Below are 25,610 nucleotides of genomic sequence, written 5' to 3' on the forward strand. Positions count from 1 at the left end.
CGTGGCGCGCCGCTTCGAGAGCACCCGCCGCGGGGTCACCGCCACCCTCGACGACGACGAGCGGGCCCTCCTGGCCGGCCTGCTGGCGGAGGTGGCCGAGCTCCTCGACGACGGCAGCACCCCCTCCGCGGACCCGCTGGAGGCGCTCGTCGGCATCGGCGGCCCCACCACGCCGCCGGCCGACCCGGCCGTGGCGCGGCTGCTGCCGCAGGGCGCCAAGGACGACCCCGACGCCGCCCGCGAGTTCCGCCGCCTCACGGAGAAGGGCCTGCGCGCCCGCAAGCGCGAGGCGCTGGAGCGCGCCCGCGCCACGCTCGCCCGCCCCGGTGCCTTCGTGCTGGACCCTGACGAGGCCCACGCCTGGCTGGTCTCGCTCACCGACGTGCGCCTGGTGCTGGCCGAGCGGCTGGGCCTGCGCGCCGACGACGACGCCGAGCTGGTGCTCGCCGAGGCCGCCTCCCGCGACCCCGAGGACCCGCGCGTGTGGATGGCGTCGGTCTACGACTTCCTCACCTGGCTGCAGGAGTCCCTGGTCTCCGCGCTGACGTCCCGGCGGGGGCGGGCCGCGCGCTGAGGCGCCGCGGGCCGGGCTCGGCGCGCCGGGACCGGCCCGCGCGGGTAGACAGGTCGGGTGCGAGCGATCCAGGTCAGCGGTCAGCAGTCCGGTCTCCAGCTGGTGGAGCGGGAGGTGCCCTCGCCGGGGCGCGGGCAGGTGCTGGTGCGTGTCGCCGCGTGCGGCGTCTGCCACAGCGACGCCATGGCGGTCGGCGGGATGGGCGGCTTCCCGCGGGTGCCCGGGCACGAGGTCGCCGGCCGCGTCGAGGCGGTCGGTGAGGACGTGCCGCAGTGGCAGGTGGGCCAGCGCGTCGGCATCGGCTGGTTCGGCGGCGCCTGCTACCGCTGCGACCCCTGCCGCCGCGGTGACTTCATCTCCTGCGTCGAGGGCCGCGTCACGGGCCTGTCCTCCGACGGCGGCTACGCCGACCACGTGCTGGCTCCTGCCGATGCCCTTGCCGCGGTGCCGGACGCGCTCACCGACGCCGAGGCCGCGCCGCTCATGTGCGCCGGCGTCACCACGTTCCACGGCCTGCGGACCTCCGGGGCGCTGGCGGGCGACCTCGTGGCCGTCATCGGCCTGGGCGGACTGGGGCACCTGGGCGTGCAGTACGCCGCGAAGATGGGCTTCGAGGTGGTCGCGGTGGCCCGCGGGGCCGAGAAGGGTGAGTTCGCCGAGCGCCTCGGCGCGCACCACTACGTCGACTCCACGGCTGCCGGGGACGGGGGCGTGGCCGGTGCGCTGCAGCGCCTGGGCGGCGCCGCGGCCGTGCTGGCCACCGTCACCGACGCCGACGCGATCACCGGCACCGTGGGCGGGCTGCGCCCGCGCGGGCGCCTCGTCGTCGTCGGGGTGCCGCAGCAGCCGCTGGCGCTGGGCGCCGCCGACCTCATCCTCGCCAGCCGCACGGTCGCGGGCCACGCCAGCGGCACCTCGAAGGACTCCGAGGACGCGCTGCGCTTCGCCGCGCTCACCGGCGTGCGCCCGATGGTCGAGGAGGCGCCGCTGGAGGACGCCCAGGACGCGTTCGACGCGATGATGGCGGGCCGTCCGCGCTTCCGGATGGTGCTCACCGCCTAGGTCCGGCCTAGCCTTCCCCCGTGCACCCCGGCTCCGCCGCGCCCATCGGCATCTTCGACTCCGGCGTCGGCGGCCTCACCGTGGCGCGCGCCGTGCTCGACCAGCTGCCTGCCGAGGCCGTGGTCTACCTCGGAGACACCGCGCGCGCGCCCTACGGTCCGAGACCGCTCGCGCACGTGCGCGCCTACGCGCTGGAGTGCCTCGACGAGCTGGTCGCCTCCGGAGTGAAGCTGCTGGTCATCGCGTGCAACACCGCCAGCGCCGCGGTGCTGCACGACGCGCGGGAGCGCTACTCCGTGCCCGTCGTCGAGGTGATCCGCCCGGCCGTGCGCCGCGCGGTGGCGAGCACCAGGACCGGTCGGGTGGGCGTCATCTGCACCTCCGCGACCGCCACGTCCGGCGCCTACGCCGACGCCTTCGCCGCCGCACCGGGGATCACGACGACGACGACGCCGTGCCCGCGCTTCGTGGACTTCGTCGAGGCGGGTGTCACCTCGGGCCCGGAGCTGGTGGAGGCGGCGCGCGAGCAGCTGGCGCCGGTGCAGGCGGCCGGGGTCGACACCCTGGTGCTGGGCTGCACGCACTACCCGCTGCTCACCGGCGTCATCTCCTACGTCATGGGCGACGGCGTCACGCTGGTCTCCAGCGCCGAGGAGACCGCCAAGGCCGTCTACCGGGAGCTCACCGCGCGCGACGCGCTGCGCCCCGACGGGCTCCCGGAGCCGGAGCACCGCTGGCTCACCACGGCGGACCCGGAGCGCTTCGCGGTGCTGGCGCGGCGCTTCCTCGGGACGGCGGCGCCGGCGCAGCTGCGGGCCGAGCGGCACCGCACGGTGCTCCACACCGGGCTGCTGCCCAAGATCACCGCGCCGCTGGCGCGCAACCGGTAGAAGGAGGCGTGGCGTGAGGCTGACGGTCATCGGGTGCTCGGGGTCGGTGCCGGGGCCGGACTCCCCGGCGTCCTGCTACCTGCTGGAGGCCGAGGACCCCGCCGACCCGGCGGGCAGGACCTGGCGGGTGGTGCTCGACCTGGGCAGCGGCGCGTCAGGGCCGCTGCAGCGGCACCTGCCCGGTGGTGACCTCACGGCGCTGGACGGCGTGCTGCTCTCCCACCTGCACGCCGACCACTGCCTCGACGCCTGCTCGCTGTACGTGGCGATCAAGTACGGTCCCGCCGCCCACCGCGGCGAGCCGCGCGCGCCGATGCCGCTGTGGGCGCCCGCCGGCGCCGCGGGACGGCTGGCGCGGGCCTACGACCTCCCCGACGACGGCCCGGGCATGACCGAGCAGTACGCCTTCGGCACCTGGGCGGACCGCGTGCCGGTGCAGGTGGGGCCGTTCACGGTCGAGCCGGTTCTGGTCGAGCACCCGGTGGAGGCCTACGGCCTGCGGGTGACCGGCCCGGCGGAGGCCGGCGGTGGTGCCACCGCGGTGCTGGCCTACACCGGCGACACCGACGACTGCCCCGGCCTCGACCACCTCGCCGAGGGAGTGGACCTGCTGCTCGTCGAGGCCAGCTTCACCGACGACCTGCCCTTCGAGCGGGGGATCCACCTGTCGGGCGCCCGCGCCGGCGACGTCGCCGCCCGCGCGGGGGCCCGTGCGGTGCTGGCGACGCACCTGACGCCCTGGGCCGACCCCGACGCGGTGCTGGCGGAGGTCCGCTCGCGCTTCGACGGCCCCGCCGACCTCGCTCGTCCCGGCGCCACCCACCACCTCTGACCCGGAGCTCCCTCTCCGGACGCCACCCCCGTCGTCGTCCTCTTCTCGCACTTGCCGCGGAAGGTGCGGTTCCGGGCCCCTCCTTCTAGCACTTGCCGCGGAAAGTGCGAGAAGGCCGGGGTGAGGGGGAGGACGACGGCGGGAGCGGGGGCGTCGGGGGCGGGTCCTAGGCTCGTGAGCATGGCTGAGAGCACCAGCAGGCCCGGTGGACGACGTCCCGACCAGCTCCGCGACGTGACGATCACGCGCCGCTACCTGGAGGCCGGCGAGGGCAGCGTCCTCGTGGAGTTCGGCCGCACGAAGGTGCTCTGCGTCGCCTCCCTCACCGAGGGGGTCCCGCGCTGGAAGAAGGGCAGCGGCTCCGGCTGGGTCACCGCCGAGTACGCGATGCTCCCGCGCGCCACGAACACCCGCAGCGACCGCGAGTCCGTCAAGGGCAAGGTCGGGGGCCGGACCCAGGAGATCAGCCGCCTCGTGGGCCGCTCCCTGCGCGCCGCGGTGGACGTCGCCAAGCTGGGCGAGAACACCGTCGTGCTCGACTGCGACGTCCTCCAGGCCGACGGCGGCACCCGCACCGCCGCCATCACCGGCGCCTACGTGGCCCTCCACGACGCCGTGACCTGGGCGCGCGAGGAGGGCATCGTCAGGAAGGACCCGCTGCGCGGCTCCGTCGCCGCGGTGAGCGTCGGCATCGACCGCGGGCAGCCGGTCCTCGACCTCGAGTACGTCGAGGACGTCCGCGCCCAGACGGACATGAACGTCGTCATGACCGGCGACGGGCGCTTCGTGGAGGTGCAGGGCACCGCCGAGGGCGAGCCGTTCGCCAAGGCCGAGCTGGACGCGCTGCTGGAGCTGGCCGCCGGCGGGTGCGCCGAGCTGACGCGCCTGCAGCGCGAGGCCCTCGGGCTGTGAGCGGGGCGGTGGGGGAGGGCGGCAGTGCTGCGGACGACCGCGCCCACGAGCTGGACGAGCCGGTGCGCGTGGTGCTCGCCACGCGCAACGCCCACAAGGTCGGCGAGCTGCGCGCCATCCTCGCGCCGCACCTGCCCGCCGACGTGCGGGTCGAGCTGCTCGCCGTGGGAGACCCGTCGCTGCCGGAGGTGCCGGACGTCGCCGAGACGGAGGTGACCTTCGCCGGCAACGCCCTCCTCAAGGCCCGCGCGGTGGCCGCGGCCACCGGCCTGCTGGCCGTCGCGGACGACTCGGGCATCGCCGTGGACGTGCTCGGCGGCTCCCCGGGCATCTTCTCGGCGCGGTGGGCCGGCCGCCACGGCGACGACGCGGCGAACCTCGCGCTGCTGCTCGCCCAGGTCTCCGACGTTCCTGACGAGCACCGCGGCGCCGCTTTCGTGTGCGCCGCCGCGGTGGTGACCCCGGATGGCGGAGAGCACGTGGAGCTCGGTGAGCTCCGCGGCTCCCTGGCGCGCGAGCCGCGCGGCGAGGGCGGCTTCGGGTACGACCCCGTGCTCGTGCCGGAGGGCTCGCAGGTCAGCTGCGCCGAGCTGTCACCGGAGCAGAAGGACGCCGTCAGCCACCGCGGCCAGGCGTTCCGCGCCCTCGCGCCCCACCTGGCCGACGCCGTCCGCGCCCACCGCCGACCGCCCCGCTGAGCCGGACAGCCGACGCCCGGGGCGGCCGCTGCGCCGTGCGGTCGGTCTCCAGCGCGGCCGGACCCGCGCGCTGGCAGGATGGCGCGGCCCTCGTCACCACGTCCCGTGGCGGCGCGGTGACCGCACCACGGGGGAGGAGGACCGGCGTGCCCGACCAGGAGCACCTGCACGACCTCCCCGACGCCGTCGCCCCCTGCTGGGTCCGCCTCGACGCCGACGACCGCGTGACCGGCCTCAACCGGCCCGCGGAGGCGCTGTTCGAGACGCCCCGCGCGCAGGTGCTCGGCCGGTCGCTCTGGGACCTCTTCCCCCACTCCCGCGACCACGACTTCGGACCCGCGTACGAGCAGGCGCGGCGGACCGGGGCACCGCTGGCCTTCGAGGCCTGGGGGACCACGGTCCAGCGGTGGCTGTCCGTCCACGTGGTGCCCGAGGGCGACCAGCTGAACGTCCACCTGATCGACGTCACCGAGCGCCGCCGGGCCCAGGAGGAGCTCCTGCGCACCGTGAGCAGGCTGGAGCTGCTCGGGGCTGTGAGCGAGCTGCTGTCGCACGGCTCGGACCAGGGCATCGCCGTGGGGGAGCTGGCGCACCTCGTGGTGCCGGAGCTGGCGGACTGGTGCACGGTCACGCTCGTCCAGACCGGCCGTCTGCGCCGCACCCTCGGCTTCGCCCACCGCGACCCCGGGCTCGAGCCGGTCCTCGAGCGCTACGCCGGCTACCAGGCGGCCACCATGAGCCGCGAGGCGGCGATCGCCGTGTGCCTGCGCACCGGCCGCGAGGTGCTCGTGCCCGCGCTGCCCCCGCTGGGTGACTGGGTGGGGGACGACGGGGCCAGGTCACTGCTGGAGGTGCTCGCACCGGCGTCGGTGCTGGTGGTGCCGCTCAACGCCGGGGGCCGCACGCTCGGCGCGATGGCGCTGGTGCGCACCGCTCCTGGGGCCGAGCGCCCCGAGGCGGAGCTGGAGACAGCCCGGGAGGTGGCGCGCCGCGCGGGCCTGGCGCTGGACAACGCCCGCCTCTACGGGGAGCAGGCCGAGCTCAACGCGGCGCTGCAGCGCAGCCTGCTCACGGCGCCACCCAGCCCGCGCGGTGCGCAGCTGGCCGTCCGCTACGTCAGCGCCGCCGTCGAGGCGAGGATCGGCGGGGACTGGTACGACGCGTTCCGCCAGCGCGACGGCAGCACGGTGCTGGTCATCGGCGACGTCATCGGCCACGACTCCCGCGCCGCCGCGGCCATGGGCCAGGTCCGCGGACTCGTGCGCGGGATCGCCCACGCGACGGGTCAGAGCCCGGCGCAGGTGCTCACCAGCGTGGACGAGGCGGTGGAGGGGCTGGAGCTGGCGACCTCGGCCACCGCCGTCGTCGCCCGCCTCGAGCCCTGGCCCGGCTGCGCGGACGTCCCGGCGGACGCACCGCGTCGGCTGGTCTGGTCGAACGCGGGCCACCCCCCGCCGATGCTCCTGCGGCCCGACGGGTCCGCGGTGGTGCTGGAGGACGCCGAGACCGACCTGCTGCTGGGCATCGACCCGGGCACCAGCCGGCGCGAGCGCACCACGGAGCTGGCTCCGGGCAGCACCGTGCTGCTCTTCACGGACGGCCTGGTGGAGCGGCGGGGCACCTCGCTGGACACCGGCCTGGAGGACCTGCGCCAGGCGCTGGAGGCGGAGGGCCACCTGCCGCTGGAGGAGCTGTGCGACGCGGTGCTGGCCAGGGTGCTGCCCGAGGAGCCCGACGACGACGTCGCCGTCCTCGCACTGCGCGTGGTCGGCGGCGGCTGACAGCGGTCTGCCGTCGCTGGTGTGCGCGAGGCGGGACTCGAACCCGCACGCCGTGAGGCACAGGGACCTAAACCCTGCGTGGCTGCCAGTTTCACCACTCGCGCCCACCCCGCCGGCGCGTCGGCGGGGTGCTGGTGGGTCAGTCGACGCCGAGCTCCTTGCGCAGCCGCGCCACGTGCCCGGTCGCCTTGACGTTGTAGGACGCGTGCGTGACCACGCCGTCCGGACCGACGACCACGGTCGAGCGCAGCAGGCCCGTGGTGGTGCGGCCGTACATCGTCTTCTCGCCCCAGGCGCCCCAGCGCTGGACCACGCCGCGCTCGGTGTCGCTGGCGAGGGGGAACGGCAGCTGCTCCTCGGCCGACCAGGCGTCGAGCTTCGCCAGCGGGTCGGGGGAGACGCCCACGACGTCGTAGCCGGCGGCGCTGAGCGAGCCGAGGTTGTCGCGGAAGTCGCAGGCCTGCGTGGTGCAGCCCGGCGTGCCCGCCGCGGGGTAGAAGTAGACGACGACGGAACGGCCGCGGTGCTCGGAGAGCGTCCAGCTGCCGCCGTGGGTCGCGGGGAGCGTGAAGTCCGGGGCGAGGTCACCCGGCTCGAGGCGGTCTGCCACGTCCAGGAGGTTATCGGACGCCCCCTGTCGGGCGCCTCGCGCGTCGTCGCGCGTCCGAGCAGGTGGGCCGGGGCTGCCGGAGGCCGCCGGAGCCACTAGCGTCGCCGAGCATGAGCGTCCCGCCCGACGAGCCCGCGCGCCTCGAGCGCGAGATCAGCCTCCACCAGCAGCACCTCGCGTCCACGGTCGACGAGCTCGCCGCCCGCGTCGCGCCCAAGGCGCTGGCGCAGCAGGGCGTGGAGAGCGCCAAGAGCAAGGCCAAGGAGCTGGTGCTCGACTCCGACGGAGCGCTGCGCGTCGAGCGCCTCGCCGCCGTGGGCGGTGCCGTCGTGGCGGTGGTCGGCCTGTTCACAGGGCTGGCCGTCAAGCGCAGGCACTGACCCCGGCAGCGGTAGTTTCGGCGGGTGAGCACCACGCCCGCCAGCTCGTCGCCCTCGCGCGCGGTCCCCGGCGACGACGGTCGCCTGCCGATCCGCATGCTGCACGACAGGGTGCTCGTCGCCCTCGACCGCGAGGCGGGGGAGCGGCGCTCGGGGTCGGGCATCGTCATCCCCGCCACGGCTGCCGTCGGCAAGCGCCTCTCGTGGGGCGAGGTGTCCGCGGTCGGCCAGCACGTGCGGCAGGTCCAGCTGGGTGACCGGGTGCTCTTCGACCCGGAGGACCGCGCCGAGGTGGAGCTGTCCGGCCGCGACTACGTGCTGCTGCGCGAGCGCGACCTGCACGCCGTGGCGGCCCCGCGCGTGGAGGCCGGCTCCACCGGCCTGTACCTCTGAGCGCGTCCCAGCGCCCGGCGCAGCGGGGCGAGCGGCCGGGCGCTGCGCGACCCAACGCGCGCTACACCGTGCTGGACGCCCCCGGGCCGCTCCCGCGGGACATGCTGCGCGACCTGCTGGGCATCCGCCGCGACCCGCTGGGGTACCTGCGCAGCGCCGTCGAGCGCTGGGGCGACCACGTCGCCTTCCCCCTGCCGACCACCCCGGTGCTGTTCGTCAACACGGTCGCGGGAGCCCGCCGCGTGCTCGTGGAGAACGCCGGCGGCTGGACCAAGCAGACCGTCCAGTACGGGGCGCTCTCACTGGTCACCGGCAGCGGGCTGCTCACCAGCGACGGCAGCGCCTGGCGCGAGGCGCGCCGCGTGGCGCAGCCGGCGTTCCACCGGTCCGGGCTCGCCGCCGTCGCCGAGCAGTCCGTCGCGGCCGCCGAGCGGCTGCGCGCCCGCTGGGACGCGGGCGCGGCTGCGGCCGGGGACGGGCCGGGTGGAGCCGGTGGGGGCGTCGTCGACGTCGACGCCGCCGCCCTGCAGGCGACGCTGGAGGTGGTCGGCCGCACGCTCTTCGGCGGTGACGTCACCGCGGAGGGCGTGGACGACGGCGAGCGCGTGGTCGCCGCCGTCCTGGAGGCCCTCGGCGTGGTGGTGTCCCGGGCCCGCACCCCGGTGCCGGGCTGGCTGCCCACACCGTCGCGGCGCCGGCTGCGGCGCGCGAACCGGGTGATGGACGAGGTGGTGGAGCGCGTGGTCGCGCGGCGCCGCGCGACGGGGGAGCTCGGTGACGACCTGCTCGGCCTGCTGCTGGCCGCCGTCGACGAGGGCCGCCTGCCGCCCGAGGCGGTCCGCGGCGAGCTGGTGACCATGGTGATCGCCGGTCACGAGACGGTCGCCTCGTGCCTCACCTGGACGCTGCACCTGCTCGCGCAGCACCCCGAGGCCCAGCAGCGGCTGCACGCCGAGCTCGACCGGGTCCTCGGCGTCCCCGGGAACCCCGGCGGCCCCTCGGCCCCTGCTCCGCGCAGGGCTCCCACCTGGGAGGACCTGCGCGAGCTGCCGTGGACGCGGGCCGTGGTGGACGAGTCGCTGCGCCTGTACCCGCCGGCCTGGGTGGTGACGCGCCGCTCGGAGGCCGAGGACGTGGTCGACGGTGTGGCCGTGCCGGCCGGGACGCTGGTGATCGTCAGCCCGTGGCTGCTGCAGCGCCGGGCTGACGCGCACCCCGACCCGGAGCGCTTCGACCCGGGCCGCTTCACCGGCGAGGGCCCGGAGGTGCCGCGCGGCGCCTACCTGCCCTTCGGCGCCGGGGCGAGGCTGTGCATCGGGCGCGACTTCGCCCTCACCGAGGCGGTCCTCGTGCTCGCGGCGCTGCTGCGCGACCGCGCGGTGCGGCCGGTGCCGGGACGTGAGCCGGTGCTGGAGGCCCTGGTGACGCTGCGGGCCCGGGACGGGCTGGAGCTGAGGCTCGAGCCCCGCTGAGCCCCGCTGAGCCCCGCTGAGCCCCGCTGAGCCCCGCTGAGCCCCGCTGAGCCCCGCTGAGCCCAGTAAAGCCCCGCAGCGGGGGCCATCTGCGCGGTCTCTGCGGGGGTGGCCGGGGAGGCCGACGGGTGGAACCCTCGCCCGAACGGGCCCTTCGCGGCTCAACCCGGTGCCTCGCGGTGCCGATGCGCTGCTGCGGTTCGAGCACAGGGCCGTGACGAGTCCGGGGGGTCTTGTGGCACGACCAGGTGGGCACCCCGACCGCGTGCTGGGGCTGCCTCGCGGCGCCGTCCTCGCCGTCGTCGGCGTCGCGCTGTCGGTGGTCCTCCTCGGTGACGTCCTCGGCCACCTCTCGGGGGGCGCAGGAGGTCGGGTCGGCCCGGCGACTCCTGGCCGCACCGCTGCCGTCGCGGTGACGACGACCGGTCTGGCCGTGCTGTGGCTCGTCGGCACCGCCGCCGTGGCGAGCCGCGCGCGCCGGGCGTCGACCGACCGGCGCCTGTGGCGTGCGGTGGCGCTGCTGGTCGGCACCCTCGGGGCGGGCCTGGTGGCGCAGCCCCTCCTCGTGGGCGGCCTGCCCGAGCAGGCGGGCACCGCCCTGCCCTGGGTGCCGGCCGCGGCGGCGGTGCTGGTGTGCTTCCTGCCGGTGTACGGCGCCTTCGTGCGGTGGAACCTCACGCGGACGCACTCCGCGGACCCCGACGACCGGCTCAACGCCGTGAGCGCCGTGCTCACCGGCCAGGCGCTGTTCGGGCTGCTCGCGGAGCAGCTGGGCGGCCCGCTGGAGCGCCTTCCGTGGTGGCAGGCGCAGCTGCTGCTGGCGGCCAGCGCCGCGGGCGTCGTGCTGGGAGGGACCGTGCTGTCGACGGCGCTGCTGGCGCGCCGCGGGCGCGACCTGAGCACCTGGCTCGTCTGCGCCGCCGGCGTTCCCGCGACCCTGGGGGTCTTCGGCCTGGTGCTGTCCCCGAGCGGCAGCCCGTTCCCCGGCACTCTGACCGCGCTGGCAGCCGCCCTGCTCCTCCTCGTCGTGGCGAGCACGCAGCGGGCGGCGCTCGCCGCCCCCGAGGTGGTGCGGGGGGCACCCGCCACCGTGGGGGCCTACGGCGTCGTCGTGCTCGCTCTGGCGGTCGTGCTCGTCGCGGGGCTCCAGCGCACCGGTGGCGACGGCAGCGCCCCGCTGGCGTGGGCGCTGGCGACGGCGGGGCTCGGAGCGGCGGGCGCGGCGACCCGGCTGCTGCTCAACCTCGGTGAGCTCGACCAGCTGGCCGAGACGCTCCGCCAGGCCCGCACCGACGACCTGACGGGCCTGGCCAACCGGCGCGGCCTGCTCGGCCGCATCGACGCCGTGCTGGCCCAGGGAGTTCCGTTCACCGTGGTGCTGGTGGACCTGGACAGGTTCAAGGAGGTCAACGACGGCCTCGGCCACGCCGCCGGGGACGAGCTGCTCGCCGCCGCGGCGGTGCGCCTGCGCGACGCCGCGGGGCCCGGCGCGGAGGTCGGGCGGCTCGGGGGTGACGAGTTCGCCCTGCTGCTGCCGGGCACCGGCTCGCCGCACCCCGGCGAGGCCGGGGCGGCGTCCGCTGCGTCCTGGGGCGCCCACCTGGTGCGGGCCCTCGAGGCGCCCTACCGGGTGGGGCCGGGCTCGGTGCACGTCGGCGGCAGCGTCGGCCTGGTGGTGCACGGGGGCGACCCCCGCCCAGCCCCCGCCGGAGACGGCCGTCTGGCGGCGCTGCGCTCGGAGCTGCTGCGCCGCGCCGACGCGGCGATGTACGCGGCCAAGCGCAGCGGCGGCGGGTGGGTGGTCTACGACCCCGACGTCCACGGAGACGGCGAGGACGCCCTGCGCACCGCCGAGGACCTGCGCCGCGCGCTCGTGGCGGGGGAGCTGGTGCTGCACTACCAGCCGCAGGTGCGGGTGTGCGACGGGGCGCTCACCGGTGTGGAGGCCCTGGTGCGCTGGCAGCACCCCGAGCTGGGCCTCCTGCCGCCGGCGCGGTTCCTGCCCGTGGCGGAGGACCACGGCCTCATCGGCCAGGTCACCGGCGCGGTGCTCGCGCAGGCCGTGGCGCAGGCCGCGGCCTGGCGCCGGCAGGGCCTCGACCTGCGGGTGTCGGTCAACGTCTCCGCCACCGACCTCCTCGACACCGGTCTGGCCCGCGAGCTGGGCGCCCTCCTGCTGGGCCACGGGGTCCCCGCCTCGCGGCTGGTGCTGGAGGTCACCGAGACCGAGCTGGTGCGCGACACCGAGCGCGCCTCCCAGGTGCTGGCGGAGCTCGCGGACCTCGGCGTGGCCACGAGCATCGACGACTTCGGCACCGGCTGGTCGTCCCTGGCCCAGCTGCACCGGATGCGGTTCAGCGAGCTCAAGCTGGACAGATCCTTCACGCAGCACCTCCTCACCGACCCCCGGGCGGCGGCGATCACCGCGAGCACAGTGGACCTGGCCCACGCCCTGGGGCTGCGCGTGGTGGCCGAGGGCGTGGAGGACCCGCAGACCCTGGCGCGCCTGGCCGACCTGCAGTGCGACGAGTCGCAGGGCTACTGGCACGCGCCCCCGATGCCTGCGGGTGCGCTGCTCGGGTGGACGTCCACCACCCGGGAGGGGGCACGGGCCGAAGGCTGGTAGTATCTTCCTCGCACCAAGCGCTTCTAGCTCAATTGGCAGAGCAGCGGACTCTTAATCCGCGGGTTCTGGGTTCAAGTCCCAGGGGGCGCACAGCAGTCGAAGGGCCCGACCTCACCAAGTCGGGCCCTTCGTCGTCGTCAGCCCAGCGACTGGCGCAGGAAGGCGAGCACGGCGTCGTACGTCGGGTCGGGGTCGGTCCCGGACGTCGTCTGACCGGCGCGCGTCGTGCGGACCTCGCGGTCGGGCGCGCCGTCGGCGAGGTAGGCGTCGGTGTGCCCCGCGCCCGCCACGAGCGTGAGCGCGGCCGAGGCGCCGGCGCGCTCGCACGCGGCGAAGAGCAGCTCTGACTGGCCCGGCGGCACGGACTGGTCAGCGGTGCCGTGCGCGATCCACAGCGGCGGGCTGCTCGCCGTGACGTAGCGGCTGGGGTCGGCGCGGTGGGTGGCCTCGGGGTCGGACTGGATCGGGAACCCCATGAGAGCGGACTCGGGGGAGTCGGCGCCGTCGTGGCTCGCCCCGCCCGGGACGCGCTGGGAGTCCATCGCCGTGAAGTCCGTCGGGCCGAACAGGTCCACCACGGCCTGCACCGCGCTGCTCTGGTCGGCGTGGCCGAGGTCGGCGCCCTCGAGCTCGGGGACGCCGGTGACCACCCCCGCCATCGAGGCGCACCAGCCGCCGCTGCTCGTGCCCATCGTCACGACGCGCCCGGCATCCAGGCCGAGCTCCGCGGCGCGCGAGCGCACGTACCGCACGGCCGCCTTCGCGTCGTGCAGCTGCGCGGGGAAGGTGGCCTGGGCGCTGCTGCGGACGTTGACGCCCGCCACCGCGAACCCCGCGGGTCCCCAGCGCTGCGCCAGCAGCGCCGCCGTGGTGCCGCCGCTGAGCTCGGTGGGGCCGCCCTTGGCGTCACCGCTGAGCCAGGCGGAGCCGGGGAAGAACAGCACCACCGGCCAGGGCCCGGGCGCTGCGGCGGGGTCGGGCAGGTAGAGGTCGAGCAGGTGCGCGCGGTCCACCGGGTCGGCGTAGGCCTGGTCGGCGAGGACCCGCGCGCCGCCCTCGGCAGCGGACCCCGTCGGCACGGAGCTGCTCGTGGACGGAGCCGGTGGGGACGACGACGTCGTCGTCGTCCGAGAGGGCGACGGGCTGGAGCCACCGGAGCCGCAGGCGGCCAGGACGGCTGATCCGACGGCCGCCGAGGCGGCCATCAGGCCGCGGCGGGTCATCACCGCGCCGCCGCCGGGGCGTCCCGCTCGCCGGAGCCCAGCGTGACGTCGGCGGCCGCGGCGACCTCCGCGGTGCGCCCGGGCGCGCTCTGGAACTGCCAGTACAGGTTGGTGTGCGCGACGACGTCCGCCACCGGGGGAGCGCCCCAGGCGCTCTTGTCGCCGGCGGTGTGGGCGTCTGCCACCAGCGTCACGTCGTACCCGCGGGTGAAGGCGCCGTGGATGGTGGAGCGGATGCAGGCGTCGGTCTCGGCCCCCGTCACCACCACCCGGCCGACCCTCCGCTCGGCGAGCACCTGCTCGAGGTCGGTGGCCTCGAAGCTGTCGCCGTAGCGCTTCTGCACCACCGGCTCCCCGCTGGCGGGCCGGAGCTGGTCGACGATCCTCCAGGCGTCGCTGCCTTCCGGCATCCCCTCGTCGGAGTGCTGCACCCAGACCACCGGCACGCCCTCGGAGCGCGCGCGGTCGACGAGGCCCGCGATCGCGCTCACCACCTCGTCGCGCCGCGGGGCCTCGCCGACCACGTCGTTCTGCACGTCGACGACGAGCAGCGCGGTGCCCGGACGGTCTTCCAGCGTGGTCATGGCGTCTCCCCACCTCGGTCCGGCCCTGGTCGCAGTGACGCTAGACCCGTCCTCCGACACCACCACCCCGGTGCTGACGTCCGCGCGCTCAGGCGGGGAGCTGCGCCAGCAGGGCGGCCATCTCAGCGACCTCCGCGGTCTGGTCGGCCTCGATGCGCTGCGCGAGGGCCCTGGCCTGCGGGTCGCTGCCGCTGACCTGCTCTTCACGGGCCATCTCGACGGCGCCCTCGTGGTGCACCGTCATCTGCTGGAGGAACAGCCTGTCGAAGGCGGTGCCCGTCGCGGCCTCCAGCGCGGCCGTGTCCTGCTCCGACATCCCCATCGAGCTCGTGTCCGCGCCGTGGCCGCCGTGCTGGTCCCCGTGCTGGCTCTCGTGCTCACCGCCGGCGGGGTCCTCGCCCCACGCGGCGAGCCAGCCCTGCATGAGGTCGATCTCCGGCTGCTGGGCCGCGCGGACCCGCTCCGCCAGGGCGCGGACCTCAGGCGTCGACGCGCGCTCGACGGCGAGCTCCGCCATGTCGAGCGCGCCCTCGTGGTGCACCACCATGTCGCGGGCGAAGGCGGCGTCGACGTCGCTGTGCGCTGCCGACGTGCTCGGGCTGGCCGAGGTGGTGGAGGCGGGAGCGCTGTGCTCGGCTCCCGCCCGGTCGTCGTGGCCGTCGTGGCCGGCCGCCGACGAGCCGGCGCACCCGGCGACGAGCAGCGCGGTGGCCGCCGCAGCGGCGGCCAGGGCGGCCTTCGTGCGGGACCGCCGGGTGCGGGGGGACGGCGCGGACGTGGACGGCACGGGCGTGGTGGTCATGGGGTCCTCCGGGGTGCTGCGGGTGGTCGTGGGCGCGCGGCGACGCCGGCCAGCGCTCGTGCGCGGCCGGTGCCGGGGCGCTCCTACGTCCGCAGCACGCAGGAGGTGGCGTGACCTGGTGGCCCCGTGGTGGGAGGGAGCCCGTGGGTGCTGCAGGACGACGACGACGGCGCCAGGACGTCGCCGGTCGCTCCAGAGGTGTGGGCCGCCAGGGCGGTCACCAGCGGCGCCACGCCGCTGGCGGCGCCGCCGGCCTTGAGGTCGCACGCGGTGGGGCCGTCGCCGTGGTGGGAAGGGGCCGGCGAGCCGGGCGGCTCGTGCGCCCCGTGCACTCCGTGGTCGAGGTGGACGGCGTCGACCGCGTCGAGAGCGTGCCCGGACGGCGCGGCGTGCCCGGCAGCGCTCGTGCTGGCGGCGGCCGTCGGCGGTGCCGCCGCCAGCGCGTGCATCGCCACCACGCCCAGCAGCACCACCAGCCGCCGCAGCGGCGCGCGACCGGCGGCGCTCGCCGTCGTCATGATCCCGGACCGGGGCGGCTGTCCTTCACGAGCGGACGAGGCGGGCGATGGCGGCCGACGCCTCGCGGACCTTCTCCTCGGCCTCGGGGCCGCCGCGGCGGGCGGCGTCGACCACGCAGTGGGACAGGTGCTCCTCGAGCAGCCCGAGCGCCACCTGCTGCAGCGCCTTGGTGGCCGCGGAGACCTGGGTCAGCACGTCGATGCAGTACTGGTCCTCGTCGACCATGCGCTGCAGGCCGCGGACCTGGCCCTCGATGCGGCGCAGGCGCTTGAGGTGGGCGTCCTTGGCGTGCGAGTACCCGTGGTGGGGCGCCTCGGCGCCGGCGGGGTCGTCCACGGGGTGGTCCACCCGCGCAGGATACCCCCCGGGGGTGTTGCTCAGGCCCGCACCACGAGCTCCGCCACCTCGATGACCACGCGGTCTCCCTCCACGTGCGCCTGCCCGACGAAGACCGTGGCCGTGAGCCAGTGCAGGGCGGGGTCGACGGTGCGGAAGCGCGGCGTGGTGAGGAAGTACGGCGCCGCGCCGTCCTCGGCGGGCCGCAGCACTCCGGTGTTGTGGACGTCGACGAGGCCGCCCGACGCGGTCCGCACGAGGTAGCGCGCCTCCACGGCCACGACGCCGTCGCTGCGGGTGCAGCACCAGTCGCCGCCCCCGGGGACCACCTCGCCGGTGAGGTCTCCGCGGACCTCGCCACCGGTGATGGGGATGAAGTCGAGCCGGTCGCCGCGGTCGACGAGCGGCTCGGGCGGTGCGATGAGGGCGGTGATGGTGAAGCGGGGCTCTGCGGCGATGGCGTGCACGGCTGCTCCTCACGGGCGCTCCGGCGGTGGAGCGGGACTCGGATCCCACTCGACGGGCGGCTGTCACCGACAGGGCAGCGGTCCCACCATGGCCGGTGGTGCACAGATGGTGACCGCTGTGGTCAAGTGGGCCACCCCGCGGCGGGTCATCTTCTGAGCCTCGTCGACGAAGGAGTCGTGTGATGACCAGCCACCCCAACCGCACCGCCCGCCGGGTGCGCACCGCCCCGACGCGCACCGCCCGGGGGCTCCTCGCCGCGGCCGGGGCCGCTGCAGCCGCCGTGCTGCTGGCCGCCTGCACCTCCGCCTCGGGAGCGGCCCCTGGTGAGCCGGACGCCTCCGGGAGCGCAGCCGCCGTCCCGGCCGCCGTGACCGCCGCGGTGGCCGCCGGCTACGAGGGCCTGGCCACCGCGCCGCCCACCAGCTCCCCGGCGGTCTCGCCCGGCCACGACCTGTGGGTGGTCTCCGCCTTCCAGCAGGTGAGCGGCCTCGCGAAGATCGCCTCCGAGGCGCAGTCGGCCGCCACCGCCATCGGGTGGAGGACCACCGTGTGCGACGGGCAGAACAACCCCGCGCAGTGGTCCACCTGCGTCCGCCAGGCCACCGCAGCGGGTGCCGACGCCATCCTGCTGGCGGGCGTCGACTGCGCCCCCGTCTCCGAGGCGCTCGCAGAGGCCCGCCGCGGCGGCGTCAAGGTGACCGGGGTCGCCTCCTTCGACTGCGACGACCCCACGCAGGGCGGCGGCGCCTCCCAGTTCGACGCGAAGCTCGGGTACACCGAGGGCGTCACCGGCACCGGCGACTTCTACGAGAAGGCCGGCAGGCTCCGCGCCGACTGGGTCATCGCCCAGACCGGTGGTTCCGCGAAGGTCCTCCACGTCGCCTTCAAGGGCGTCTCGATCGGCGAGTACCTCTCCAAGGGCTTCACCGAGGAGCTGGCGGCCCAGTGCCCCGGCTGCAGCGTGGTCGACACCGTGGCCATCACCCCCTCGGAGATCGGGCAGCTGCGCCAGCGCTTCGACTCCGCCCTGCTGAAGAACCCCCAGGCGAACGTCGTCGTCACCGACCTCGACTTCATGCTCTCCGCCGGCGTGCAGCAGTCGCTGCAGCAGAACCCCTCCAGCGGCCGCGTGGTGCTCGGTGGTGAGTGCGTGCAGGAGACGCTCGACTACATCCGCGCCGGCGGCGGCGCCCAGGCCTGCGTCGGCTTCTCCAACGGGCGCGCCGCCTGGTCCGCCGTCGACCAGCTGAACCGCGCCTTCGACGGTCAGCCCGGCGTCGTGGACGGCGTCGGCTCGCAGATCATCGACGCGAAGCAGAACCTGCCCGCCGCCGGCAGCCCCTACGAGGGCGCCCTCGACTACCGCGCCACCTACACCCAGCTGTGGAAGGCCGGCGCCTGATGGCCGCACCCGCTCCGTCACCGCAGGTGCAGCCGCAGCCGCTGGCCAGCGTCTCGGCGCTGTCCAAGACCTACGCCACCCGGGTCGTCGACCGCGTCGACCTGCAGGTGCTGCCCGGCCAGGTGCACGCGCTGCTCGGCGGCAACGGCTCCGGCAAGTCGACGCTGCTGAAGATGGTCGCCGGCGTCGTCGTCCCCGACCCGGGCGGCACCATCACCGTGGGCGGCGTCGAGCACCCCAGCGAGGCCCACTCCCCGGCGCTCGCGGCCGCCGGCGGCCTGCGCTTCGTCCACCAGGACCTCGCCCTGGTCGACCAGCTGTCCATCGCGGAGAACTTCGGCCTGGCCGCCGGGTTCCCCCGCGGCCGCACCGGCCTGGTCAGCGCCCGCCGGCTGCGGGAGCGGACCGCGCGGGCCCTGGCGGCCTCCGGCCTGGACCTGCACCCCGACACCCCCGCGGGGGTGCTGCGTCCCAGCGAGCGGGCCCTGGTGGCCATCGCCCGGGCCCTGCGCGGCTCAGGACCCGTCGACGGCGCCGACGACGACGGACCGCTGGCGCTCGTGCTGGACGAGCCCACGGCGAGCCTGCCCGTGGACGAGGTCGAGAGGCTGCTCTCGTCCATGGCCGCGCTGCGCGAGGAGGGGCACGCGCTGGTGTTCGTCAGCCACCGCCTCAGCGAGGTGACGGCTGTGGCCGACCACGTCACCGTGCTGCGCGACGGCCGCGTGGCCGACGAGGGGCCCGCTGCCGGCTTCGACGAGGCGCGCGTGGTGCACGCCATGACCGGGCACGCGCGCACCGGTGCCGAGCGGGCGCGCCGGTCCGCGCCCACTGGGGCGTCCACCGGAGCGCCCCGCCTGCGGGCCACCGGTCTGGCCGGTGGTGCGCTGCGCGGGGTCGACCTGGAGGTGCGCGCCGGGGAGGTGGTCGGCATCGGCGGGCTCGCTGGTTCGGGGCGCACCTCGCTGCTGCGCGCGCTGTTCGGTGACCTGCCCGCCAGCGGCGCGGTGGAGCTCGACGGCGCGCCGCTGGCGCTGCGGTCGCCGCGCGACGCGGTGCGGGCGGGCATCGCCCTCGTCCCCGAGGACCGGCTGCGCGAGGCCGCCTTCCTCGACCGGCCGATCTGGGAGAACCTCGGCGCCCGGCGGCTCCTGTTCGGCGGCACCCGGCGCTCGCTGGTCGGATCCGGTGCTCGTGAGCGCCGTGCCGCGCCCGGGCTGGTGCGGCGCTTCGCGGTGCGCGCCCCCTCCTCCGACGCGCCGCTGGGTGCGCTGTCGGGGGGCAACCAGCAGAAGGTGGTCATGGCCCGGTGGCTGTCCACCTCGCCCCGCGTGGTCCTGCTCGACGAGCCCTCCCAGGGCGTCGACGCGGTGGCCCGCGAGGAGATCCACCGGCTCGTGCGGGAGGCCGCCGAGGGCGGCGCCGCCGTCGTCGTCGTCTCCAGCGACCTCGAGGAGCTCGAGGCGCTCAGCGACCGCGTGGTGGTGCTCGCCGACGGGCGCGTGGTCGCCGAGCTCACCGGCGACGCCGTCACCCGGCACGCCGTCACCGTCCACATGCAGGGCACGACCCACGGATGCGAGGTCGCAGCATGACCACCACGGACCCCACCCCCCGCACCGAGGCTCCTGCGCGCGCCTCGCAGACGTCCCCGCCGGGCCCGTCGGAGGTGGGGCGCCCGGGGACCCGGACGGGGCTGGCGGGCCTGTCGGGGCTCGGCGAGCGCTACGGGCTGCTCCTGCTCGTGGCGGGCATGGCCGTGGTCTTCAGCGTGCTGCCGGAGTCGGGGGAGGCCTTCCGCAGCGTCGGCAACGCCCGGGCCATCGCGGCCAACCAGGGCGTCGGGCTGGTGGTCGCGCTCGCGCTGCTGCTGCCGCTGGCCGCGGGCCACTTCGACTTCTCCGTGGGGGCCGTCGCGGCGTCGTCGTCGCTGGTCACCGCGGCGCTCAGCGCGCAGCACGGCCTGCCGCTGGTGGTGGCCGTGCTCGTGGCGGTGGCGTTCGGCGCGGCCGTGGGCGCGGCGCTCGGGTGGCTGGTGGCCTACCTGGAGGTCAACCCGTTCATCTCCACCCTGGGGGCGGCCACGCTGCTCGGGGGCGCGATCTTCGCGTACACCGGCGGGCTGCAGATCACCAGCGGCATCCCGCCCCAGCTGACCGCCGTCGGGTCCTCCCAGGTGCTCGGCGTGCCGGTCATCGCCGTGGTCGCCGCGGCGGTGGCGGTGGCGGTGTGGCTGCTCACCGCGCGGACGGCGTTCGGCCGCCGCCTGTACGCGGTGGGCTCCAACGCCCGCGCCACCCAGCTGCTCGGCGTGGACGTGCGCCGCACGCAGCTGCTCGCGTTCGTCGGGTCGGGCACCGTCGCGGCCGTCGGCGGGGTGCTGCTGCTGGCCCGCCAGGGCGCTGCCACCTCTGACAGCGGCATGTCGATGCTCTTCCCGGCGCTGACGGCCGTGCTGCTCGGCACGATCGTCGTGGACCTCGGCAGGCCCTCGGTGCCGGGCACCGTCATCGGCATCCTCTTCGTGGCCGTCATCGTCAGCGGACTGGCGCTGGTGGGCGCACCGGCGTGGGTGAGCCCGGTGTTCAACGGCGCGGCGCTGCTGCTCGCCGTGGGGTTCGCCCGGCTGGCCCGCGCGCGCCGAGGCCCTCGCCGCGTCCGACGGGCCCGCCGTGCCTGACGGGGGAGCCGTGCCCGAGCAGCCCGACCAGCGCGAGGCGGCCGCCGCCCACGAGACCCTCCTGTTCGCGTGGCTGCGCGCCGACGACGACGCCACGCGCCCGCAGGACACCTCCGACGCCATCGTCGTGCGCTCCACCGGGCCGGCGCCGCGGATCTCGCGGCGGCTGGAGCTCGACACCGTGGAGTGCGCGGTGGTCGAGGGCGAGGAGGTGGACGTCGAGCCGTTCCCCACCACCCGGGCCTGGCGCGGCGTGCTGCTCGGCTACCTGGACGACGGCGAGCTGTCCGTCGACCAGGAGGGGCGCCGCGTGGACCTGCACCGCGGTGACTTCGTCTTCTACACCGCCGCGCAGCGGTACCGGATCCGCTCGTCGGCGGCCCACCGCTTCCTGGTGGTGCGCATCCCCACCTCCGCGCTGGTGCTGCGGCACGGCCTGTTCACCGACGTGCTGTCCACCGACCTCAACGACCTGCCGTCGGCGCCGCTGCTGCGCAGCCTCCTGGCGGTGCTCGCCGACCCCGGGTTCGCGCCGAGCCTGCCCGCGCGGGCGCACACCGCCGACGCCCTCGTCGCCGCGGCGCACGCCGTCATCGCCGACGCCCGCGAGCCGGGCACCGCTGAGGCGATGTCGCAGTTCCACCGCATCGTCGTGTGGATCGACGCCCACCTCGCCGACGACGACCTGTCCACCGACCGGGTGGCCGCGGGCAGCTTCGTCTCGGCGCGCACGGTGCGCCGGGTGTTCGCCCTCAACGGCACCACGGTGTCGGCGCTGGTGCGGCAGCGGCGGCTGGAGCGGGTCCGCAACGCGCTGCTCGACCCCCGGGAGCAGGGGACGTCGATCGGCGCCCTCGCGGCCCGCTGGGGCCTGCGGGAGCCGTCCAGCTTCAGCCGGGCGTTCACCCAGCAGTTCGGCATGCCGCCTCGCCGGTACCGCGCGCTGCACCTGCACCAGGGCACGGCGGGCGGGCCCGCCGGCGCTGGTGCAGACGGGCCGGCGGGAGCGGCACCGCAGCCCGTGCCCGTCTCCTGACCGACCCCGACCGCACCCGAACGCACCCGACCCGCCGTTCCACCGAGGAGCCCCGATGACCCTGCTGTCCCGTCCGACCGTCGCCCGCTTCGTGGCGCGCCGGCTGCAGACCGTGATGCCGAAGGTGCTCGCGAAGCAGACCGGTGGCCGCGACCCCCGGGACCGGCTCCCGCAGTTCCGCACCGAGCGCACCGAGCTCGTGGTGCCCGCCAGCCCGCCGGCACCCGTGGTCGTGCACCGCGCGCCCGGCACCGGGCCGGACGCGCCGGTGCACGTGAACTTCCACGGCGGCGGGTACATCCTCGGCCAGGACCACGGCGACGACGCGCTGTGCCGGGTGGTGGCCTGCCAGGCCGGCGCGGTGGTGGTGGACGTCGACTACGCCGTCGCCCCCCAGCACCCGTTCCCGGTGCCGGTGCACCAGGCGGTCGAGGTGGTGCGGTGGGTGGCTTCTCACGGGGCGGCCCACGGCTGGGACGGCGCCCGGCTCACCGTGGGTGGTCAGAGCGCTGGTGGCGCCATCGCCGCGGCCGTGGCGCGCACCCTGCTGCGCGACGGCGGTCCGCAGCCGCTGCTGCAGGTGCTGCACTACCCGCCGCTCGACCTCACCGTGCCGGTCACGGCCAAGCACAGCCCGTTGCCCAAGCCGGTGCTCACCCCGTGGATGGGGGAGGTGTTCGACACCGCGTACGTGCCCGACGCCGCACGCCGCAGCGACCCGCTCGTCTCACCCGCCGCCGTCGGAGACACCGCGGACCTGACCGGCATCGCCCCGGCCCTGGTCATCGCGTGCGCGGACGACGTCCTGCACGACGAGGACGTCCGCTACGCCGCCCGGCTGGAGGGCGCCGGAGCGCTGGCCGAGCTCATCGAGGTGCCTGGCGCCGACCACGGGTACGACATGGGCGACGACGTGCGCGGCCTGGCGACCTACGAGGCGATCGCCCGGCACGTCGCGAAGGCGACCGCTGTGTGAACCACGGCTCTTCCGCACGACGCGGGGAGACCACCCCCAGCTCGCCGACGGCGAGACCCGTGGGGCGTCCCTCGAACGGGCCGGAGGTCCGACAGCCCGTCCGGACACCACCGGTGGCTCGCGGCCGGTCGGTGCCGCCGGCCCGTGCGCCCTGTCACCCGTGCGGAGCCAGCCGCGCCGCCAGTCCCGTCAGCAGGACCTCGAGCCCCTCGTCCAGCTCGGCGGCCCCGTCGTAGTCGGCCAGAGCCCCTGCCAGGGAGCGCAGCCGGGGGAACTCGCGCAGGGGGAGGTGGTGCAGCCCCAGGCGGAGCAGGGCCTCGTCCTCATCGGGGTCGGCCACCAGCTCCTGCAGCTCGTTCAGGACGTGGCCGTTCAAGAAGCCGAAGTAGAGCCGGTAGACGTGCAGGGCGCCGACGGGGTCGAAACCCGCAGCCACGAGCACGTCCAGCAGCTGCTCCAGGGGGCGCAGGGTGCCCAGCGGTCGCAGGCCCAGAGGCGTGGAGAGGGGGCGGGTGACCAGCAGCGGCACCACGTGCGGGTGGGCCAGGGCCAGGCGGCGGTAGGCGTGCGCCACCTCGCGCAGCTGCTCGCCCCACCGGGTCGAGCTCGCTCCAGCGCTGTCCTGCTCACCGCCGGCGGTCCGCTGCACCTCGTGGACCTCATGGCCCTCGGTGCCAGACCCCGCGACCTGCAGACGTGACAGGACGAGCTCGACCACGCCGTCCAGCACGTCGTCGCGGTTGGCCGTGTGGCGGTACAGCGCCATCGGGTCCCGCCCCAGCTGCTGGCCCAGGCGTCGCATCGTCAGCGCGTCCAGGCCCTCGGCGTCGATGAGGTCCAGGGCCGCCTGCAGCACCAGCTCGCGGCTCAGCGGGCTGCGGTCCCGCCCGCGGTCGCGGCGACTGCTCGCCGCGGGCGGCGGCGTCGATGACGCAGGGGCGAGCCTCCCCGCACCACTGCTCCCTGAGTGACCTGCGGTGCTCATCGGGGCGGCTCAGCTCCTGGGGTCGAGGACGCCCGCCGGGCGGCGGGCTCATGGCCGACAGATCAAGTCGTGCTCGACTTGCTACAGCGTAGACCTACGCTAACATCTACAACGTAGACGCAGTGCGTGACCACGACCAGCGGTGCCGCCCGACGGCAGCGTCGGCGCGGCTCGACACCACCTGCGCTGCTGCTCATCCGGTAGGAGGTGAGCTTCCGCCCTCGACCGAGGAGAACGCCATCACCGCCACCGACCTGCGCGGGTCCGCACCGGCCGAGGACCGCGCCGCACGCCCCACCCGAGCCAGGGACCGCGCCACCACCGCCTACGCCGAGCTGGCCGGCCAGGTCCGCGCCGCTGGGCTCATGGGGCGCCGCCGCGGCTACTACGCCGTGCGGGCGACCGCAGCGCTGCTCGCCTCAGCCGCCGTGGTCACCGGCGTCGTGCTGGTCGGGGACTCGTGGTGGCAGCTCGGGCTGGCCGCGGCGGTCGGCGTCATCGTCACCCAGTTCGCCTTCCTCGGGCACGACGGCGCCCACCGGCAGATCTTCGACTCACCCCGGCGCAACGACTGGGCCGCGCGCCTCTTCGCCGGCCTGTTCGCCGGGATGAGCTACGGCTGGTGGATGCGCAAGCACTCCAAGCACCACGGCGCTCCCAACCAGCTGGGCAAGGACACCGACATCGAGTCCACGGTGATCGCCTTCCACGAGCAGGAGGCACGCGCCCGGCGCGGCCTGCGCGCCCGGTTGACCCGTCACCAGGGCTGGCTGTTCCTGCCGCTGCTCCTCCTGGCGGGGGCCAACCTGCACGTGGACTCCGCCAAGGCGCTGCTCTCGCGGGACGCCAAGGGGCGCTGGACCGACGTCGCCCTGCTCACGGCGCACTGGGGTCTGTACCTGACGGGCCTGCTGCTGGTGATGTCACCGCTGACCGCTGCCGCCTTCGTCGCGGTCCACCTCGCCGTCCTGGGTGTGTGCATGGCCGGGGCCTTCGCCCCCAACCACGTCGGCATGCCGATCATCGCCCGCGGCGCCCGGACCGACTTCCTGTCCCGGCAGGTGCTCACCTCCCGCAACGTCACCGGCGGGGTCTGGGTCGACTTCGCCATGGGCGGGTTGAACCGCCAGGTGGAGCACCACCTGTTCCCGAGCATGCCCCGGCCCAACCTGCGCCGGGTGCAGCCGCTGGTGCGCGCGTTCTGCGTCGAGCGCGGCATCGTCTACACCGAGCAGACCCTGGTGGGTTCCTACCGCTCGATCATCACCCACCTCAACGAGGTCGGGCTGAAGGCCGGAGACCCCTTCACCTGCGCCTCCGCGGCGCAGCTGCGCGCGTGACGGACCTCCTCACCGCCGGAGCCGGCGCAGCGCTGACACGGCGATCACCCGAGCCCGCACCTAGCGCGTCCTGCGTGAGCGGAGACGGGGCCGGGAACGGGGACCGGGGCGCGCCCGGCGCGCCCGGCGCGCCCGGCTCGGGTCCTCCGGCATCCCACCAGCACGAGCCAGGGGACGGGCGCGCGGACGGAGACCCGCTCGCCGGCCAGGGGAGCACGTCCTCGCTCCTGGAGGAGCAGGACCGCCTCAGGCGCCGCCTGCACGACCTGCAGGAGCGCCTGAGCGCCGGTCCCACGGCCGTCGAGCGCGAAGCCCTCGTCCACGACGTCGACGGCACCGCCGACCGGCTCGACGAGGTCGCTGACGCGCTGGACGCCACCGCTGACCGCCGTGACGCCGCCGCCGAGGCCCGTGACACCCGCGCCGTGGACCGCGACCGCTTCGCGAGAGACCGCGCCACCCCTTCTCCCGAGCGAGGAGCAGGGGCTGTCGACCGCCACCACGCCGCTGTGGCCCGGGACTGGGCAGCCAGTGACCGGCTCGACGCCCGGGAGGACCGCCGGCGGGCCGCCAGCGCCCGCCGCAGCGCTGCGGACGCGCGACGCCACGCGGCCCAGCACTCACGTCCGCTCAGCGACCAGGACGAGCGGGACGACTGCCGCTGAGCCTCGGTCGCACGTCGCTGTTGAGGTGGTGCCCGTCTCCCGCTCCGGGGACTCTGGAGCTGTCCGCGGGGTGGTCCTGGACCTGGTCCAGGTCTCCTCGGTGGACTCCGCAGGTCTGGGCGTGCTGGTGTGCGGTCACCGACGAGCGCGGCGCAGCGGTCCCACCCTGCGCCTGACCGGCGCGTCGGACCAGCTGCAGGCGATGCTGTCCGTCACCGGGCCGACCGAGGTGCTGGAGGTCTTCGCCGACGTGGAGGCCGCGACGGCGTGAGGCCCCCGGCCCTCGCGACGGTGGTGGGCGAGGCGCTGACCTCGCACCGGTGGCGCGCTCCCGCCGCGGAGGTCCCCTGCAGGGACGTCGCAG

Annotated in this window: 27 protein-coding genes and 2 tRNA genes; 20 read left to right on the top strand and 9 right to left on the bottom strand. The window is 76.0% G+C overall.

Going from position 1 to position 25,610, the window contains the following annotated elements; all coding sequences use genetic code 11:
- Window position 1 precedes the first annotated feature (1 nt).
- The 7 genes from FMM08_RS02840 (at window position 2) to FMM08_RS02870 (ending at window position 6,749) form a co-directional block, all read left to right on the top strand.
- Window positions 2–574 (top strand): DUF2017 domain-containing protein, encoded by a 573-nt coding sequence (locus FMM08_RS02840; protein ID WP_187279492.1) that lies wholly within the window; start codon window positions 2–4, stop codon window positions 572–574.
- A gap of 57 nt (window positions 575–631) precedes the next feature.
- On the top strand, window positions 632–1,636 hold the full coding sequence (locus tag FMM08_RS02845; RefSeq protein WP_147924749.1) for an alcohol dehydrogenase catalytic domain-containing protein: 1,005 nt from the start codon (window positions 632–634) through the stop codon (window positions 1,634–1,636).
- A 20-nt stretch (window positions 1,637–1,656) separates the two neighbouring features.
- Complete coding sequence (gene murI / locus FMM08_RS02850; RefSeq protein WP_147924750.1) at window positions 1,657–2,526, top strand: glutamate racemase; 870 nt, start codon at window positions 1,657–1,659, stop codon at window positions 2,524–2,526.
- Window positions 2,527–2,539: 13 nt separating this feature from the next.
- A complete protein-coding gene (locus FMM08_RS02855) occupies window positions 2,540–3,358 on the top strand; it encodes an MBL fold metallo-hydrolase (RefSeq protein ID WP_147924751.1) in 819 nt (272 codons plus the stop codon).
- Between the two features lie 180 nt (window positions 3,359–3,538).
- Window positions 3,539–4,270 (top strand): ribonuclease PH, encoded by a 732-nt coding sequence (gene rph / locus FMM08_RS02860; protein WP_147924752.1) that lies wholly within the window; start codon window positions 3,539–3,541, stop codon window positions 4,268–4,270.
- 50 nt (window positions 4,271–4,320) lie between these two features.
- Window positions 4,321–4,968: an RdgB/HAM1 family non-canonical purine NTP pyrophosphatase gene (gene rdgB / locus FMM08_RS02865; RefSeq protein WP_147924915.1), complete on the top strand. Its 648-nt coding sequence runs from the start codon at window positions 4,321–4,323 to the stop codon at window positions 4,966–4,968.
- Window positions 4,969–5,114: 146 nt separating this feature from the next.
- Window positions 5,115–6,749, top strand: coding sequence for a SpoIIE family protein phosphatase (locus tag FMM08_RS02870; protein ID WP_147924753.1), 1,635 nt, complete (start codon window positions 5,115–5,117; stop codon window positions 6,747–6,749).
- A gap of 22 nt (window positions 6,750–6,771) precedes the next feature.
- On the opposite strand, the gene FMM08_RS02875 is transcribed toward FMM08_RS02870, so the two are convergent.
- Together FMM08_RS02875 and FMM08_RS02880 are read right to left on the bottom strand one after the other, a co-directional pair.
- A tRNA-Leu gene (locus tag FMM08_RS02875) sits at window positions 6,772–6,853 on the bottom strand.
- Between the two features lie 35 nt (window positions 6,854–6,888).
- Window positions 6,889–7,359, bottom strand: coding sequence for a peroxiredoxin (locus FMM08_RS02880; RefSeq protein ID WP_147924754.1), 471 nt, complete (start codon window positions 7,357–7,359; stop codon window positions 6,889–6,891).
- Window positions 7,360–7,469: 110 nt separating this feature from the next.
- On the opposite strand from FMM08_RS02880, the gene FMM08_RS02885 reads away from it, so the two are divergent.
- The 5 genes from FMM08_RS02885 to FMM08_RS02905 all read left to right on the top strand — a co-directional run bounded on the left by FMM08_RS02885 (window position 7,470) and on the right by FMM08_RS02905 (window position 12,320).
- Complete coding sequence (locus FMM08_RS02885) at window positions 7,470–7,739, top strand: DUF3618 domain-containing protein (RefSeq protein WP_147924755.1); 270 nt, start codon at window positions 7,470–7,472, stop codon at window positions 7,737–7,739.
- 96 nt (window positions 7,740–7,835) lie between these two features.
- Complete coding sequence (locus FMM08_RS02890) at window positions 7,836–8,132, top strand: GroES family chaperonin (RefSeq protein ID WP_147924916.1); 297 nt, start codon at window positions 7,836–7,838, stop codon at window positions 8,130–8,132.
- Between the two features lie 68 nt (window positions 8,133–8,200).
- Window positions 8,201–9,604, top strand: a complete 1,404-nt coding sequence (locus FMM08_RS02895; protein ID WP_147924756.1) for a cytochrome P450 — start codon at window positions 8,201–8,203, stop codon at window positions 9,602–9,604.
- A gap of 265 nt (window positions 9,605–9,869) precedes the next feature.
- Window positions 9,870–12,230: a putative bifunctional diguanylate cyclase/phosphodiesterase gene (locus FMM08_RS02900; protein WP_147924757.1), complete on the top strand. Its 2,361-nt coding sequence runs from the start codon at window positions 9,870–9,872 to the stop codon at window positions 12,228–12,230.
- Window positions 12,231–12,247: 17 nt separating this feature from the next.
- Window positions 12,248–12,320, top strand: a tRNA-Lys gene (locus tag FMM08_RS02905).
- 47 nt (window positions 12,321–12,367) lie between these two features.
- Here FMM08_RS02905 and FMM08_RS02910 read toward each other — a convergent pair.
- The 6 genes from FMM08_RS02910 to FMM08_RS02935 form a co-directional block, all read right to left on the bottom strand.
- Window positions 12,368–13,309 carry an alpha/beta hydrolase gene (locus FMM08_RS02910; protein WP_187279493.1) on the bottom strand — a complete coding sequence of 314 codons (942 nt, stop codon included), beginning with the start codon at window positions 13,307–13,309 and terminating at the stop codon, window positions 12,368–12,370.
- Between the two features lie 143 nt (window positions 13,310–13,452).
- Complete coding sequence (locus tag FMM08_RS02915) at window positions 13,453–14,037, bottom strand: isochorismatase family protein (protein WP_147924759.1); 585 nt, start codon at window positions 14,035–14,037, stop codon at window positions 13,453–13,455.
- Between the two features lie 88 nt (window positions 14,038–14,125).
- Complete coding sequence (locus tag FMM08_RS02920; RefSeq protein ID WP_147924760.1) at window positions 14,126–14,839, bottom strand: DUF305 domain-containing protein; 714 nt, start codon at window positions 14,837–14,839, stop codon at window positions 14,126–14,128.
- An 83-nt stretch (window positions 14,840–14,922) separates the two neighbouring features.
- Window positions 14,923–15,357, bottom strand: coding sequence for a hypothetical protein (locus FMM08_RS02925; protein WP_147924761.1), 435 nt, complete (start codon window positions 15,355–15,357; stop codon window positions 14,923–14,925).
- A 25-nt stretch (window positions 15,358–15,382) separates the two neighbouring features.
- Window positions 15,383–15,706 carry a metal-sensitive transcriptional regulator gene (locus FMM08_RS02930; protein WP_369431638.1) on the bottom strand — a complete coding sequence of 108 codons (324 nt, stop codon included), beginning with the start codon at window positions 15,704–15,706 and terminating at the stop codon, window positions 15,383–15,385.
- A gap of 29 nt (window positions 15,707–15,735) precedes the next feature.
- Window positions 15,736–16,161, bottom strand: coding sequence for a DUF3237 domain-containing protein (locus tag FMM08_RS02935; protein ID WP_147924762.1), 426 nt, complete (start codon window positions 16,159–16,161; stop codon window positions 15,736–15,738).
- 182 nt (window positions 16,162–16,343) lie between these two features.
- On the opposite strand from FMM08_RS02935, the gene FMM08_RS02940 reads away from it, so the two are divergent.
- The 5 genes from FMM08_RS02940 to FMM08_RS02960 are packed head-to-tail and all read left to right on the top strand — an operon-like array spanning window position 16,344 to window position 22,256.
- Window positions 16,344–17,564, top strand: coding sequence for a sugar ABC transporter substrate-binding protein (locus FMM08_RS02940; protein ID WP_147924763.1), 1,221 nt, complete (start codon window positions 16,344–16,346; stop codon window positions 17,562–17,564).
- Window positions 17,564–19,159 (top strand): sugar ABC transporter ATP-binding protein, encoded by a 1,596-nt coding sequence (locus tag FMM08_RS02945; RefSeq protein ID WP_147924764.1) that lies wholly within the window; start codon window positions 17,564–17,566, stop codon window positions 19,157–19,159. The genes FMM08_RS02940 and FMM08_RS02945 overlap by 1 nt, the downstream gene beginning before the upstream one ends.
- On the top strand, window positions 19,156–20,244 hold the full coding sequence (locus FMM08_RS02950; protein WP_187279494.1) for an ABC transporter permease: 1,089 nt from the start codon (window positions 19,156–19,158) through the stop codon (window positions 20,242–20,244). The genes FMM08_RS02945 and FMM08_RS02950 overlap by 4 nt, the downstream gene beginning before the upstream one ends.
- Entirely contained in the window at window positions 20,237–21,280 is a 1,044-nt protein-coding gene (locus FMM08_RS02955) for a helix-turn-helix transcriptional regulator (RefSeq protein ID WP_147924766.1), read from the top strand. Before FMM08_RS02950 ends, FMM08_RS02955 begins: the two co-directional genes overlap by 8 nt.
- A 55-nt stretch (window positions 21,281–21,335) precedes the next feature.
- Window positions 21,336–22,256 carry an alpha/beta hydrolase fold domain-containing protein gene (locus FMM08_RS02960; RefSeq protein WP_187279495.1) on the top strand — a complete coding sequence of 307 codons (921 nt, stop codon included), beginning with the start codon at window positions 21,336–21,338 and terminating at the stop codon, window positions 22,254–22,256.
- A gap of 154 nt (window positions 22,257–22,410) precedes the next feature.
- Here the strand turns inward: FMM08_RS02960 and FMM08_RS02965 are convergent, their stop codons facing one another.
- On the bottom strand, window positions 22,411–23,241 hold the full coding sequence (locus FMM08_RS02965) for a TetR/AcrR family transcriptional regulator C-terminal domain-containing protein (protein WP_147924767.1): 831 nt from the start codon (window positions 23,239–23,241) through the stop codon (window positions 22,411–22,413).
- Between the two features lie 122 nt (window positions 23,242–23,363).
- Here FMM08_RS02965 and FMM08_RS02970 point away from each other — a divergent pair, with 122 nt between their 5' ends.
- The 3 genes from FMM08_RS02970 (at window position 23,364) to FMM08_RS22815 (ending at window position 25,517) form a co-directional block, all read left to right on the top strand.
- On the top strand, window positions 23,364–24,581 hold the full coding sequence (locus tag FMM08_RS02970; RefSeq protein WP_255471972.1) for a fatty acid desaturase family protein: 1,218 nt from the start codon (window positions 23,364–23,366) through the stop codon (window positions 24,579–24,581).
- Between the two features lie 74 nt (window positions 24,582–24,655).
- On the top strand, window positions 24,656–25,246 hold the full coding sequence (locus tag FMM08_RS22810; RefSeq protein ID WP_187279496.1) for a hypothetical protein: 591 nt from the start codon (window positions 24,656–24,658) through the stop codon (window positions 25,244–25,246).
- A 28-nt stretch (window positions 25,247–25,274) separates the two neighbouring features.
- Window positions 25,275–25,517: an STAS domain-containing protein gene (locus tag FMM08_RS22815; protein WP_255471973.1), complete on the top strand. Its 243-nt coding sequence runs from the start codon at window positions 25,275–25,277 to the stop codon at window positions 25,515–25,517.
- Window positions 25,518–25,610 lie beyond the last annotated feature (93 nt).

Origin of the sequence: Quadrisphaera setariae (assembly GCF_008041935.1) — a bacterium.
GTDB lineage: Bacteria > Actinomycetota > Actinomycetes > Actinomycetales > Quadrisphaeraceae > Quadrisphaera > Quadrisphaera setariae.